Genomic DNA, 12961 nt, shown 5'->3' with positions numbered 1-12961 from the left:
GGCCGGACCTAGCGGCCGCGCGCTCCACTGTCCGGGTCAGTAGCCTCCGTCGGGCGGCACCATCTCGCCGCGCACCCCGAGCAACCGCACCGGGCGGTCGTCGCCGAGCGCGATGTAGAGCTCGAAGGCGGTCTGCGCGATCACGTCGACGTCGTACGTCGCCTCGGCGAGCTTGCGGACCTTCGTGAAGGTGAAGAACGGCGCGAACCGGATCTTGAGGTGCACCCGCTGCACCGCCCGCGCCTCCTTGCGTACGTCGTCGACGACCCGCGCGGCGAGCTCGCGCAGCGCGGCGCGGACGTCGTCGGGCGTGGTGAGGTCGGCCTGGTAGGTCGTCTCGCGGCCGTGGGCACGCGCCACCCACGGGGTGTCGTCGGGGCGGGAGCGGCCACCGCCGCGACCGAGACGCCCGAGGTGGGGACCGTTGGTCGGTCCGAACGCGGCGACGAGCGCCTCCTCCTCGGCGCCGGCGAGGTCGGCGACGGTGCGGATGCCGATCGCCTCCAGACGTGCGCCGATCTTCGTCCCGACGCCCCACAGCGCCGTCGTCGGACGGTGGCCCATGACCTCCATCCAGTTGTCCCGCGTCAGCTCGAAGACGCCCTGGGGCTTGCCGAAGTCGGTGGCGATCTTGGCCCGGACCAGCGTGTCGCCGATGCCGACCGAGCAGTGCAGCGCGGTCGCCTCGAGCACCGCCGCCTGCACCTGCCGGGCGGCGGCGACCGGGTCGTCGGTCTCGACGCCGACGAACGCCTCGTCCCAGCCCAGCACCTCGACCACGGCGCCCGGCGTCGCCCGCAGCGTCTCCATCACCCGCGCCGACGCCTCCTCGTAGACCGGGAAGTCGACCGGCAGGAACACCGCGTCCGGGGAGCGCCGCTTGGCGAGCTTCAGCGCCAGCCCGCTGCGTACGCCGTGCGCGCGGGCCTCGTAGGACGCCGTCGACACCACCGCCCGCTCCGTCGGGTCGCCCCGGCCGCCCACCACGACCGGCAGCCCGACCAGCTCAGGCCGGCGCAGCAGCTCGACCGCGACCAGGAACTGGTCCATGTCGACGTGGAGCACCCAGTGCTGCGGCATCCGCCCATTCTGGCCCGGGGTTCCGACAGCCGACGGCCTTGCGCGGGCGAGATCGCGCGGAAGACCCTGACAACTTCAGCGATCCCCGGCCAGCCGGCGGTTCCTGAACATGCTGCCCCGGGCACGGCCTGACAACTTCGGGAATCCCCGGCCAGCAGGCTGTTCCGGGCCGGGGGTGTGGCGGCGGAGCGGCGATCTGCCGCCACCCCTGGGGAGGATCGCGCGGGTACGCCGTCGGCGTACGGTCGCAACCATGACGAGCGACAACCCCACCGGGCCCGACCCCTACGCCGAGCACCCGGAGGAGTCCGCGTTCCCCGGCGCGGGCGAGCGGGTCAGCGACGCCGACCGCCAGCGCGCGCTCGACGCCGAGCCCGCGGGCAACGCCTCCGTCGGCGACACGGTCGACACCGACCAGCTCGACTCGAGCGCCCACGAGGACGGCGCCGGTTCGGAGGAGGTCGCCGAGCAGGTCGACGAGGGCCAGCTGTCCGACTGACCCACGCGTCGGGCTAGAGCGCCTCGGCCAGCCCCTCGAGCAGCCGGTCCACGTCGGAGTCGTCGTTGTAGGCGGCCAGCCCGATCCGGAGCCCGGAGTCGACGGGGAGGCCGAGGGCGCGGAAGGTCTCGTGGGCGTAGAACGTGCCGGCCGGCACGAGCACGTCGCGCTTGGCGAGGTGCTCGAACACGTCGAGCGGCGAGCGGTCGCGCAGCGTCAGGAAGAGCGTCGAGGTCCGGTCGGCCGCGCGCGAGTGCAGGGTGAGGGCATCGCCGAAGGACGCGAGCCCCGCCTCGATCCGCTCCCGCAGCCGCAGCTCGTGGGCGGCGATCGCCGAGGCGGCCGAGACCAACCGGGACCGCCGGGAGTCGCCCGACCCGAGCGAGGCGATCAGGTCGACCGCGGCGGTGACGCCGGCGAGCAGCTCGTACGGCAGCGTGCCGAGCTCGAAGCGCTCGGGCACCACGTCGGTCGAGGGCAGCAGCTTGTCCGGGCGCAGGGTCTCGAGGAGCGCGGGGTCCGCGACCAGCGAGCCGCAGTGCGGGCCGAAGAACTTGTAGGCCGAGCACACCAGGAAGTCCGCGCCCATCGCGGTGATGTCGGGCGCCGCGTGTGCGGTGTGGTGCACCGCGTCGACGTGGACGAGCGCGCCGACCTCGTGCGCCCGCGCCGCGACGGTGGCGACCGGGGGACGGGTGCCGAGCAGGTTCGAGGCAGCCGTCAGCGCGACGAGCCGCGTCCGCTCGCCGATGACGTCGAGCGAGTCCAGGTCGAGCTCACCGGTCGCCGGGTCGAGGCGGAGCCAGCGCACGGTCACGCCGGCCCGCTCGGCGGCCTGGATCCACGGCCGCACGTTGGAGTCGTGGTCGAGCTCGCAGAGGACGATCTCGTCGCCGGGCGACCACGTGCGGGCCAGCGTGCGGGAGACGTCGTACGTCAACGCGGTGGCGCTGCGGCCGTGGACCACGCCGCCCGCCTCGCCGCCGACCAGGTCGGCCACGGCGGAGCGGAAGCCGGCGACCGCCTCCTCGGCGTTGCGCTGACTGACCAGCGCCGAGCCGCGCTGCGAGAGCGGACCGGTGAGAGTGCGCGCGATCGCGTCACCGACCACCTGCGGCGTCTGGGTGCCGCCGGGGTTGTCGAAGTGGGCGATCCCGGAGGCAAGCGAGGGGAAGCCGGCGCGGAAGGCCGCCACGTCAAAGGCATCAGTGTCGAACGACATGCCTCGCACGCTAGTTCGCGATGTGCACGACCGCGTCACCGGAGTTCACGAGCGGCGCCTCGGTGCGCCCGATCACGATGCCGTCGCGGTTGGAGTAGACGGCGCGCAGGGTCTTGCCGAAGGAGTCGAAGAGGGTGCCGAGGCGTTCGCCGTCGCTGACCTTCTGCCCGAGGTGCGCGTCGAGGTGCAGGATGCCGGTGCGGCGGGCGCGCACCCAGCCACTGGAGCGGCACTCTAGGCTCGGCTCGACGGGCGGCTCGACGACCGCCTCGGTCATGCCGAGCGCGGCCAGCACGCGGCGTACTCCGATCACGCCGGCCTCGACGGCGTAGTCGTCGAAGCGGAGGTTCTCCCCGGCCTCGTAGAGCAGCACCTTGGCCCCGTGCTCGCCGGCGGCGTGGCGCAGCGAGCCGTCGCGGATGCGGGCGTGCAGCATCACCGGCGCGCCGAACGCGGCAGCCAGCTCGGCCGTACGCGGGTCGTCTAGGTCGGCGCGCACCTGCGGGAGGTTGCTGCGACGGTCGGAGCCGGTGTGCAGGTCGATGCCGACCTCGCAGCCGGCGACGATCTCGCGCATGAAGAGGTGGGCGATGCGGCCGGCGAGCGAGCCGCGCGCGGAGCCCGGGAACGACCGGTTGAGGTCGCGGCGGTCGGGCAGGTAGCGGTCACCGGTCATGAAGCCGAGCACGTTGACGATCGGCACCGCGACCAGCGTGCCGCGGAACGTCTTGGGGTCGAGGCCGGCCATCACCTGGCGGACCACCTCGACGCCGGCCACCTCGTCGCCATGGATCGCGGCGTCGATCCACACCCGCGGCCCGTCCTCGCGGCCGTGGACCACCCGCACGGGCAGCGTGACGTCGGCGCCGGTGACGAGCCGGGTGATCGGCAGCTCGAGCGCGCGCACCGTCCCGGCGCGGATCCGCACGCCGCCGATGGCGAAGGACTCGCGCGCCACTAGGGAGTTCTCCGGTGGGCAGCTCTCCGGTCGGCAGCGATCACGACGTCAGGGTAGTGCGCGCGCGGGCCCGCCCCGGCCTCCCGGGGGACGGAGAGGTCGGGGCGGGCGGATCGCGGGGTCAGCTGTTCTGCGTCGTCGAGTCCGAGGTGGACCCCGAGCCGTCGGAGTCCAGGTCGCCGTCGCTGTCGGTGTCGGGTACGCCGTCGCCGTCGAAGTCGGGCGTCTGACCCGTCGTGCCGCCCGGGGCCCGGCCCAGGTCACCGGGCGGGGCGCCCATGTCGCCACCCATCCCGCCACCCGGGCCGCCGGGGTAGCCGCGCTGGCCCCAGTCATCGGTCGTCTGCGTGGTCGTCGTGTCCGCCGCGTCGTCGTCGCCGACGGCGTACCCGGCCCCGAACCCGGCGCCGCCGATCGCGAGCCCGGCCACGACGGCGCCCGCGGCCACGGCCTTCCGGCCCGACGGGAGGCGGTCGCGCCAGGTGCGGCGGGCGGGAGCGGGAGGCGGTGCGGGCGCGTCGCCGGCGGGGGGCGGGGTGGGGAGGGAGTGCTCGGTCATGTCGTTCCTTCGCGGTGGGAGTAGGTGGTGGGAGTGGTGCGGGCGGGGTGTCAGCCCATCGGGCCGCCGTGGCCGCCGGCGGGCGCTTCGCCGGCGGTCACGGACGTGGAGGTGCCGTCGACGGTGACGGTGTAGGTCGCGCCCTGCTCGACGTCGGCGGACGAGAAGACGACGGAGGCGGCGTCCTTCGCGAGGGTGTACGTCGCCACCTCGGCGCCGTCGGCGTCGCTGATCACGACCTCCGAACCGGCCGCGGCCGTCGCGTCCAGCGCGGTCGCGATCCAGCCCTGGGCCGAGTCGGTGGCCGGGGCGACCATCATTCCTGCACTGCCGGTGGCCAGCAGCGTGCCGCCGCTGACGTCGAACGTGCCGTTGACGTCGAGGGCGCCGTTGCCGTCGGTGGTCGGGCCGTGGACGGTGATGTCGCCGCCGGTGATGGCGGCGTCGCCGTTGGAGTCGAGGCCGTCGCCGCTGGCCCACACCTCGAGGGTGCCGCCGTTGACGTAGAGGTGGAGCGACTCGTCGGCCGCCATCTCCCCGCCGGGTTGCCCGTCGGTGGCCGCGCTGTCGTCGGACGACGCGGCGTTGATGCCGTCGTCGGCGGAGTGCAGCTCGAGGTCGCCGCCGTCGATCACGATGAGCGAGCCCTCGAGCGCCTCGGTGGACCCGGCGACGTCGACGGTGCCACCGCTGACGAGCACCTGCACGCCCTTGATGCCGTCGTCCTGCGAGGTGACGGTGAGCTCGCCGCCCTCGATCAGCACGAAGCCGGCGCCGGCGTCCTCGGTGTTGTCGGACTTGAAGGCGTCGCCGACGGCGTCGACGGTGACGGTCCCGTGGGAGAGGACGAGGTAGTCCTTGCCGAGGATGCCGTCGTCGACGGACGTCACGTCGATCGTGCCGCCGGTGATGACGAGACCGTCCTTGCCGACGATGCCGTTGTTGCTGTTGCCGGTCACCGTCAGCGACCCGGTCCCGCCGATGGTCAGGTCGGCCGTGGAGTAGAGCGTGCCGGTCGGCGCGTCATCCGACGAGTCGGCGTACGTCGTCGCGTCGGCGAGCGCGTTGCTGCTGCCGTCGGCGAGCACGACGACGACGGACTCCGCGTCGACGACGTCGATGGCGGCGGTCGTCTCGGAGGTGATCGTCGCGTCGTCGAGCACGAGGCGTACGACGCCGTCGCCGGGGCTGTCGACGACGACCTGGCCGGTCAGGTCACCGGTCAGCACGTAGGTGCCGGCAGTGGAGATGGTGACCGTGCCGTCCTGGACCGTCACAGCGTCGCTCTCGGACTCGGCACCCGAACCGGACAGCGTGATCGCGGTCGCGTCGGCCTCGTCGTACGCCGTGTCACCGGTCTCCACCTCGACGTCGTCGTCGAGCACGTCCTCGACGGTCGTGCCGTCGCTGGTCGCGACGGCGGTGGCCGACGAGGAGGACGAGGACGAGGTGGGGGCGGTGCCGTCGGTGCCGGCCACGGACGCGCCGCAGCCTGCGAGGAGGACGGCGGCCAGGGTCCCGGCCACGGCCTGGCGGAGGGGGAGGAGTCGCATGGAGTGCGGCCTTTCGTGGAGGTCGGATGCCCCGATGGTGTGCGCCGCACCTGTCCGCGCCGTGGGCTGACCTTGTGCGTCCCCTGTGAGCTGCACCGTTGGTCGAGGAAGGCGCCCTGGCGCCTGTCACGAGACCCGGCCACCCACGAGGCAACTTCCCGGGGTGTCTCCGCGTCTACCGTCTGACCGCCCCGACCGAAGGAACCGCATGCGCCCCCTCCTGCCCGCCGGACTCGCCACCGGAGTCCTCGCCGCCGCGCTGCTGACCAGCCCCACCGCGTATGCCGCGGCCGTGACCTGCCAGGGGCAGCCGGCGACGATCGTGGGCACGCCCTCGCAGTACGACCTGATCGGCACCGAGGGACCCGACGTCGTAGTGACCAACGGCGCCTACGGCATCCGCACGCTGGGGGGTGACGACCTGGTCTGCGTCACCGACGTGACGCGGCCAGGCATCGTGCAGCTGTCCGTGGGTGCGGGCAACGACGTGGTGGACGCGTCGGCCTCGGGGTCGTCGATTGACGCCGTGCTGGGCAGCGGGTCCGACCACTACACGGCCTCGGCCGGCCGGGACTTCGTGGAGCTCGGGTCCAGCGACGCCCAGCGCCTCGACCTCGACGCCGACACCGTCGTTGCCACGACGGGTGGCAACCCGAGCCAGGCCGGCGACGAGTGGTTCTCCGGCATGGCCGACATCGCCAACGCCGACGTCCTCGACCTCGCCGGGGTCGGTCACACGATCCACTGGAGCGGGACCCAGGCCACGGGGTCGCGCGTGGCGGTCGGCACCTCCGCCGAGCTGCGACCCGCCCTCGGCGTGGGCGACATGGCCATCGACGCGAACCGCGGATCGTGGACGGATGACGGCGCGCCGGTGCTCTCCTGGACGGGCGAGGTCACCCGCTTCGAGCTGCAGGGCGGCGCCCCGGACTCGCTGGCCCTCACCGGCAGCGACCGCGACGAGTACGTCGGCGTCCACCTCAACCGCGGCGCGCGCACGAAGTTGCGGCTCAACCTGGCTCGGGGCGACGACACCCTGCTCGCGCTGGACGGCATCGGCTGGAAGGGCAGCGCCTACCTCGGCGGTCCGGGCGAGGACGCGGTCGACCTGTGGGCCGGCAAGCGGCTCGACCTCGACATGGGCCGGGACCGGCTGGAGAACAGGTTCTTCGGCAAGACCCAGCGCAGCGCGTTCGGGAGCTGGGAGCACGTGCGCGTCGGGGCGAAGCGGATGACCGTCCGCGGCACGAAGAAGGCCGACGACGTCCGCTTCTACGCGTGCACCGCCACCATCCGCGGCCGCGCCGGCGGGGACACGCTGGAGTCCTACCGCACGGGCGACGACGGCTACCTGCTCGACTGCGACGCCCGGAAGTCCACGATCCGCATCTACGGCGACGGCGACAACGACACGATCTCCGGCAGCCGCGGCAAGGACCTGCTGGTCGGCGGCAAGGGTCGCGACATGATCGACGGCAACGCCAACCGCGACACCTGCAGCGGCGAGAAGCTGCGCTCCTGCGAGATCAAGCAGCGCTGACCGCGCCGACCCACCACGACCGAAGGAACCCGATGCGCCCCCTCCTGCCCACCGGACTCGCCGCCGGAGTCCTCGCCGCCACGCTGCTGACCGCGCCGGCCGCGCAGGCGGCAGCCGACACCTGCCAGGGGCGTCCGGCCACGGTCGTCGGGACGCCCGGCCAGTTCGGGCTCACCGGCACCGAGGGCGCCGACGTCATCGTCACCAACGGCGCCACGAGCACCAGTGCGCTCGGCGGCGCCGACCTGGTCTGCGTCACCGGCGGCACGGCGACACAGCCGTACATGTCCGTCGACGCGGGTGCCGGGGACGACGTCGTCGACGCCTCGGCGGCGGGCGGTGGCGTCTGGGCCTCGCTCGGTGCGGGCAGTGACACCTACACCGGGTCGACGCACGGCGAGACGGTCTACGCCGGCACCAACCGCTTCGCCACCGGCACGTCGATCGACACCGAGCGGGACGTCATCACCACGGGTGCCGGCGGCGTCGACGCCGTCTTCTCGGGCTCCGACCGCACGGTGCTCAACAGCGACGTCGTGGTGCTCGCCGGTGGTGGTGGGGACCTCACCTGGGTGGGTCCGTTTGCAGCCGGTGGTCGTCTCGACGGTGGCGGCGGCAGCAGGCTCGACTTCACGGTGGGCAGCGGCGCGGTCGTCGTCGACGCCGTCGGGGGCACGCTGAGCCAGGACGGGACGTTCCAGCTGGGCTGGACCGGGTTCGACAGCTATCGCACGGGGGGCTCCACCTCGCGCACCCCGTCGTCGTTCTTCTTCCGCGGGAGCGGACGGGACGAGGAGCTCGAGCTCCGGTTCTCGCGCGCCCACACGGTGGACCAGCGCATCGACCTGGGCGGCGGCGACGACAACCTGTGGATGGGTGCGGGAGACACCCTCGGCGCCCGCGGGAGCCGCTACATCGGCGGGCCGGGCAAGGACCACGCCCTCATCTGGGGAGGCAAGAACCTCGACGTAGACCTCAGACGGGAGAGGATCAAGTCGGTGCGCAGCGGAACGACCTTCCGCAGCACCTTCACCGGCTTCGAGAGCCAGCTCGTCGGGGCGAGGAAGCTGCTTCTCACGGGCACGCCGAAGGCCGACGACCTCCGCTTCCGCGCGTGCCGGGCGACGGTGCGCGGTCGCGGCGGGAAGGACGTCATCGGCAAGACCACCTCCGGCAGGCGCTTCCCGTCACGGCTGCAGTGCGGGACGCGCGCGTTCCGCCTCTTCGGCGATGGCGGCGACGACCTCCTGCGCGGCGGCACCGGGCGGGACCTGCTGGTCGGTGGCCGCGGTCGGGACACCGTGTTCGGCAACAGCGGCCGCGACACCTGCAGCGGCGAGAAGCTCCGCTCCTGCGAGATCAGGCGGCGCTGATCGCGCCAACCCACCCGACGTACCCCCGACCGACCTCGACCGAAGGAACCGCATGCGCCCCCTCCTGCGCGCCGGCCTCGCCACCGGACTGCTCTCCGCCACGCTGCTCACCGCGCCGACCGCGCAGGCAGCCGGCGAGACCTGCCACGGGCAGCCGGCGACGATCGTCGGCTCCTACCTCCAGCGAGACCTGGTCGGCACCCCGGGAGCAGACGTGGTGGTGACCAACGGCGCCGTCCAGCTCGACACCCGCGGCGGCGACGACCTGGTGTGCGTGACGGAGTCCGCGGGTCGCTACCCCGAGCTCGACCTCGTGACCGGCCCGGGCGACGACGTGGTGGACGCGTCGACGTCCCGAGGACCGATGGCGGCCACGCTCGGCGCGGGCAGCGACACCTACACCGGCTCGGCGCGAGGCGGTGACTGGGTCGTGGCGGGCGAGGCGGGCGTCGACACCGAGCCCGACACGATCCACACGGGCGCCGGCGAGCTGGTCGACGCGGTCGTCTCGGGGTCGAAGGGCGCCCCCAACGGCGACGTGATCGTGGTGGAGCAGGCCGGCAGCACGGTCTACTGGTCCGGCCCGATGACGGCGGACGCCCGCCTCGACGCGACCGCGGGGCCCGGCAGCACGCTGGTCCCCGACCTCGGCACGGGGCACGCGGTGGTCGACGCCACCGCCGGCACGCTGACGAAGGACGGCTTCGTCGCGCTCCGGTGGACGGGGTTCGACGACTTCGGCTTCTCCGGGCAGCAGGCCCCGCGCGCGTTCCGCTTCGACGGCAGTGACCGCGACGAGTCGATCTACATCTCCTTCTCGGATCCCGGCCGGCAGCGCTTCTTCCTCGGCGGTGGCGACGACACCCTGCTCTCCCCGGACGGTGGGGGCGGGTCCAAGAGCTGGTACGTCGGCGGGGACGGCGACGACCACGTCGACCTGTGGGCCGGCCGTCGGCTCTCCCTCGACATGGCCTCCGGAAAGATGCGGATGCGCCAGGGCGGGAAGACCGTGAAGGGCCGGTTCGTCGAGTTCGAGACGTCCCGCCTGGGTGCGAAGGAGCTGCAGCTGCGTGGCACGAAGAAGGCCGACGAGATCCGCTTCTACGCCTGCCAGGCGACCGTGCGGGGGCGCGCCGGCAAGGACGACATCGCCTCGGCGCGCACCGGTGAGGACGGCTACCTGCTCGACTGCGACGCCCGGAAGTCGCGGATCAGGATCTACGGCGACGGCGGCCGGGACACGCTCGGCGGCAGCCGGGGACGGGACCTGCTGGTCGGCGGCAAGGGCCGCGACACGGTGACCGGCAAGGCGAACCGCGACCGCTGCAGCGGCGAGAAGCTGAAAAGCTGCGAGATCAAGCTGCGCTGAACCCGGGCCCCGGCGCCGCACGTGCGGCGGGTCTGGCCCCTGAATCACCGTTTCGAGGGCCACGACCGCCGCACGTGCGCACAGATGTCCGCGATGTCGCCCTCGATCCGCGCGGCCGAGGGCAACTCCTCGGACACGTGTGGATGCGGGGCTACTTGCCCCAGTTCTTCCGGCGGACGGCCCGCCGCGGTCGCCCGCCGGCGTACGAGATCGAGGAGTCGACGAGGAAGCCGCGCTCGAGCGCCTCGCGCCCGATCAGCATCCGGAAGCCCATCTCGTCGCGGTTGCTGAGCGTCATCACGGTGGTGATGGTGCGCCCGGCGAGCGTCACGTCGAGCGCGACGGCGTACCTCTTCTCGACCTGGCCGTTGCTCGAGCGCACCTCGCGCATGTCGAGCACCGGCAGGCTGAGCTCGACGTGGTCCTCGTCGGAGCGCTGCCACGGGTGGATGGAGAAGCGCACCCACTCCTGGCCGTCCTGCTGGTGGGCCTCGAGGTCGAAGGCGTGGATCGAGGACGACTTCGCGCCGGTGTCGATCTTGGCCTTCACCCACGCCACGTCGGCCTGCGGCAGCGCCACCCACTCGCGCCAGCCGACGACGACCTTGGCGTCGTCGACCTCGCCGGGGCCGGGCGACAGGGGGGCGGAGTCCACCGGGCCATCTTGGCAGGTGGGGCCTCTGGGGCAGGTGGTTGGATGACTGACCATGAAGCTCGCCATCCTGTCCCGGGCCCCGCGGTCCTACAGCACGCAGCGGCTCCGCACCGCCGCTGTGGACCGCGGTCACGACGTCAAGGTGCTCAACACGCTGCGCTTCGGCATCGACCTCTCGGGAGAGGAACCCGACCTGCTGTTCCGCGGCAAGCAGCTGTCGACGTACGACGCCGTGCTGCCGCGCATCGGCAACTCGATCACCTACTTCGGCACCGCCGTCGTGCGGCAGTTCGAGCAGATGGACGTCTACACGCCCAACACGAGCTACGGCATCGCCAACAGCCGCGACAAGCTGCGCGCGACGCAGATCCTGTCGCGCCACAAGATCCCGATGCCGGCGACGACCTTCGTGCGTGACCGCGCCGACGTGATCCCGGCGATCGAGCGGGTCGGCGGTGCGCCGGTCGTGATCAAGCTGCTCGAGGGCACCCAGGGCATCGGCGTCATCCTCGCCCCGACCATCAAGGTCGCCGAGGCGATCATCGAGACGCTGCAGAGCACCCGGCAGAACGTCCTGATCCAGAGCTTCGTCAAGGAGAGCAAGGGCCGCGACATCCGCGCCCTCGTCGTCGGCGACCGCGTGGTCGCGGCGATGCGGCGCGTCGCGCAGGGCGACGAGTTCCGCTCCAACGTGCACCGCGGCGGCAGCGTCGAGCCGGTCGAGCTCGACGAGGAGTTCGAGCGCGTGGCCGTGCGGTCCGCGCAGATCATGGGCCTGCGCGTCGCCGGTGTCGACATGCTCGAGGGCCGCAAGGGCCCGCAGGTGATGGAGGTGAACTCCTCACCCGGCCTCGAGGGCATCGAGACCGCGACCAAGCTCGACGTCGCCGGCGCGATCGTCGACTACATGGCCAACCAGGTCGCCTTCCCCGACATCGACGTACGCCAGCGGCTGACCGTGTCGACCGGCTACGGCGTCGCCGAGATCGTCGTCCACGCCGGCTCCGACATGGTCGGCAAGAAGCTCGGCGACTCCGGCCTCGACGACCGGGACATCACCGTCCTCACCCTCCACCGCGGCCCCCACGTCATCCCCAACCCGCGCAACAAGACCGTGCTCGAGGGCGAGGACCGGCTGCTGTGCTTCGGCAAGCTCGAGGAGATGCGCTCGATGATCCCGGACCGCAAGCAGAAGCGCGTACGCCGGTTGATGAAGAAGCATCTGCCGCCGGAGAGCAACTGACCCAGGGCTTGCGGGTTTCCGATGTGGGACGCGTACCCCGCTGCGCTTCGCCCAGATTGAGCGTGCCTCAAAGGGCGCAGCGAACCGCCGCGGCTGCAGACACAACGACTAGCCACGCCGTGTACCTCTGGTCCTGCCCCAAAGGTGAAGCCAACAGCTCAACCTGCGCGCCACCGTACCTTGCCGTCCAGTGATCTGGGCTGCACTCCACGATTCCGCACGACGATCGCGCGCCCGACCCTTTGACCGACCTGCGCCATTCCACTGACCAGCGCGACAACCATTCGGATGGGCGATGACATCGCCTGAGACGTACACGGCAACCTCGCGACCCTCTCGGGCAGCGTTGCCCAGATGCCGCGGCAGATACGTGGTTGCTCTTGAACTTGCCAGGTCAAGAGAGGAGCGTTGAGTCACGTGAGCAGGTCTCGACGTTAGTGATCCAGCGCCTGCGCGTGCGCTGGATACGACTCGCAGCGCTTCCTGCAAACTGAATCGAACTAGGAGAGCGATGCGAAACGAACCGCAACCACCAGTGGAGGGCATCGTCCGCGAGCCCGTGCGCGAGCGAGTAGAACCCGTAAGCCTAGGTTCGCGTCGGGTCCTTTCGTTTCGACTCGAAGTCGGCGACGCGAATGAACCGAACCGGAGTTTCCTGATAGCTGTTGAGATGTACGCAGTCGGATTCACCGGTTTTGTCGCTAATGGCGAGCGAGTTCAAGTGGACGGCAAGTGGAAAGACGGCACGCTCAGAGCAGAAACCATCAAGAACAAGACCACGGGAGCCGAGATTAGGAAGAAGCGAGCCGTGCTTCAATGGATCGCGGTCGGTCTCACCATACTCTTCTTCATCGCCTTTCTCGGAGTGGTGGCCGTTCTACTCCTCGCTAGCGAACCGCCCTTCTAGGGA

Annotated in this window: 12 protein-coding genes and 1 pseudogene; 7 read left to right on the top strand and 6 right to left on the bottom strand. The window is 71.9% G+C overall.

The window, feature by feature from the left end; translation table 11 throughout:
• Positions 1–36: 36 nt before the first annotated feature.
• Positions 37–1080 carry a DNA polymerase IV gene (locus Q1B24_RS09630; RefSeq protein WP_299926944.1) on the bottom strand — a complete coding sequence of 348 codons (1044 nt, stop codon included), beginning with the start codon at positions 1078–1080 and terminating at the stop codon, positions 37–39.
• 253 nt (positions 1081–1333) lie between these two features.
• On the opposite strand from Q1B24_RS09630, the gene Q1B24_RS09625 reads away from it, so the two are divergent.
• Entirely contained in the window at positions 1334–1579 is a 246-nt protein-coding gene (locus Q1B24_RS09625; RefSeq protein ID WP_299926941.1) for a hypothetical protein, read from the top strand.
• A gap of 13 nt (positions 1580–1592) precedes the next feature.
• Here Q1B24_RS09625 and Q1B24_RS09620 read toward each other — a convergent pair whose 3' ends face one another.
• The 4 genes from Q1B24_RS09620 to Q1B24_RS09605 all read right to left on the bottom strand — a co-directional run bounded on the left by Q1B24_RS09620 (position 1593) and on the right by Q1B24_RS09605 (position 5871).
• Positions 1593–2801, bottom strand: coding sequence for a cysteine desulfurase-like protein (locus Q1B24_RS09620; RefSeq protein WP_299926938.1), 1209 nt, complete (start codon positions 2799–2801; stop codon positions 1593–1595).
• Positions 2802–2811: 10 nt separating this feature from the next.
• Positions 2812–3759: a succinylglutamate desuccinylase/aspartoacylase family protein gene (locus tag Q1B24_RS09615; protein ID WP_299926935.1), complete on the bottom strand. Its 948-nt coding sequence runs from the start codon at positions 3757–3759 to the stop codon at positions 2812–2814.
• A 121-nt stretch (positions 3760–3880) separates the two neighbouring features.
• Positions 3881–4318, bottom strand: a complete 438-nt coding sequence (locus tag Q1B24_RS09610) for a hypothetical protein (protein WP_299926932.1) — start codon at positions 4316–4318, stop codon at positions 3881–3883.
• A 50-nt stretch (positions 4319–4368) separates the two neighbouring features.
• Positions 4369–5871 (bottom strand): carbohydrate-binding domain-containing protein, encoded by a 1503-nt coding sequence (locus tag Q1B24_RS09605; protein ID WP_299926928.1) that lies wholly within the window; start codon positions 5869–5871, stop codon positions 4369–4371.
• Positions 5872–6079: 208 nt separating this feature from the next.
• On the opposite strand from Q1B24_RS09605, the gene Q1B24_RS09600 reads away from it, so the two are divergent.
• From Q1B24_RS09600 to Q1B24_RS09590, 3 genes are read left to right on the top strand one after another with little or no spacing between them, the layout of a single operon-like run.
• Entirely contained in the window at positions 6080–7411 is a 1332-nt protein-coding gene (locus Q1B24_RS09600) for a hypothetical protein (protein WP_299926925.1), read from the top strand.
• Between the two features lie 32 nt (positions 7412–7443).
• A complete protein-coding gene (locus tag Q1B24_RS09595; protein WP_299926922.1) occupies positions 7444–8784 on the top strand; it encodes a hypothetical protein in 1341 nt (446 codons plus the stop codon).
• A 52-nt stretch (positions 8785–8836) separates the two neighbouring features.
• Positions 8837–10153, top strand: a complete 1317-nt coding sequence (locus Q1B24_RS09590) for a hypothetical protein (RefSeq protein WP_299926920.1) — start codon at positions 8837–8839, stop codon at positions 10151–10153.
• 151 nt (positions 10154–10304) lie between these two features.
• On the opposite strand, the gene Q1B24_RS09585 is transcribed toward Q1B24_RS09590, so the two are convergent.
• On the bottom strand, positions 10305–10808 hold the full coding sequence (locus tag Q1B24_RS09585) for a RimK/LysX family protein (RefSeq protein ID WP_299926917.1): 504 nt from the start codon (positions 10806–10808) through the stop codon (positions 10305–10307).
• Between the two features lie 52 nt (positions 10809–10860).
• Here Q1B24_RS09585 and Q1B24_RS09580 point away from each other — a divergent pair.
• The 3 genes and pseudogenes from Q1B24_RS09580 to Q1B24_RS09575 form a co-directional block, all read left to right on the top strand.
• Positions 10861–11718, top strand: a pseudogene (locus Q1B24_RS09580) (RimK family alpha-L-glutamate ligase); the annotation flags it as partial.
• A complete protein-coding gene (locus tag Q1B24_RS21840; RefSeq protein WP_366916463.1) occupies positions 11716–12051 on the top strand; it encodes a TrkA C-terminal domain-containing protein in 336 nt (111 codons plus the stop codon). The pseudogene Q1B24_RS09580 and the gene Q1B24_RS21840, both read left to right, overlap by 3 nt.
• Positions 12052–12562: 511 nt before the next feature.
• Complete coding sequence (locus Q1B24_RS09575; RefSeq protein ID WP_299926911.1) at positions 12563–12958, top strand: hypothetical protein; 396 nt, start codon at positions 12563–12565, stop codon at positions 12956–12958.
• Positions 12959–12961 lie beyond the last annotated feature (3 nt).

The organism is uncultured Nocardioides sp. (assembly GCF_947488025.1).
Taxonomy (GTDB): domain Bacteria; phylum Actinomycetota; class Actinomycetes; order Propionibacteriales; family Nocardioidaceae; genus Nocardioides.
This window is presented reverse-complemented; position numbering and strand designations above follow the sequence as displayed.

What these genes read in the sequence shown, in the direction of transcription:
- Q1B24_RS09575 (WP_299926911.1), top strand. Translation starts at nt 12,563, where the DNA reads ATGCGAAACGAACCGCAACCACCAGTGGAGGGCATCGTCCGCGAGCCC.
- Q1B24_RS09625 (WP_299926941.1), top strand. Translation starts at nt 1,334, where the DNA reads ATGACGAGCGACAACCCCACCGGGCCCGACCCCTACGCCGAGCACCCG.
- Q1B24_RS09595 (WP_299926922.1), top strand. Translation starts at nt 7,444, where the DNA reads ATGCGCCCCCTCCTGCCCACCGGACTCGCCGCCGGAGTCCTCGCCGCC.
- Q1B24_RS09600 (WP_299926925.1), top strand. Translation starts at nt 6,080, where the DNA reads ATGCGCCCCCTCCTGCCCGCCGGACTCGCCACCGGAGTCCTCGCCGCC.
- Q1B24_RS09605 (WP_299926928.1), bottom strand. Translation starts at nt 5,871, where the DNA reads ATGCGACTCCTCCCCCTCCGCCAGGCCGTGGCCGGGACCCTGGCCGCC.
- Q1B24_RS09630 (WP_299926944.1), bottom strand. Translation starts at nt 1,080, where the DNA reads ATGCCGCAGCACTGGGTGCTCCACGTCGACATGGACCAGTTCCTGGTC.
- Q1B24_RS09610 (WP_299926932.1), bottom strand. Translation starts at nt 4,318, where the DNA reads ATGACCGAGCACTCCCTCCCCACCCCGCCCCCCGCCGGCGACGCGCCC.
- Q1B24_RS21840 (WP_366916463.1), top strand. Translation starts at nt 11,716, where the DNA reads ATGGCCAACCAGGTCGCCTTCCCCGACATCGACGTACGCCAGCGGCTG.
- Q1B24_RS09620 (WP_299926938.1), bottom strand. Translation starts at nt 2,801, where the DNA reads ATGTCGTTCGACACTGATGCCTTTGACGTGGCGGCCTTCCGCGCCGGC.
- Q1B24_RS09590 (WP_299926920.1), top strand. Translation starts at nt 8,837, where the DNA reads ATGCGCCCCCTCCTGCGCGCCGGCCTCGCCACCGGACTGCTCTCCGCC.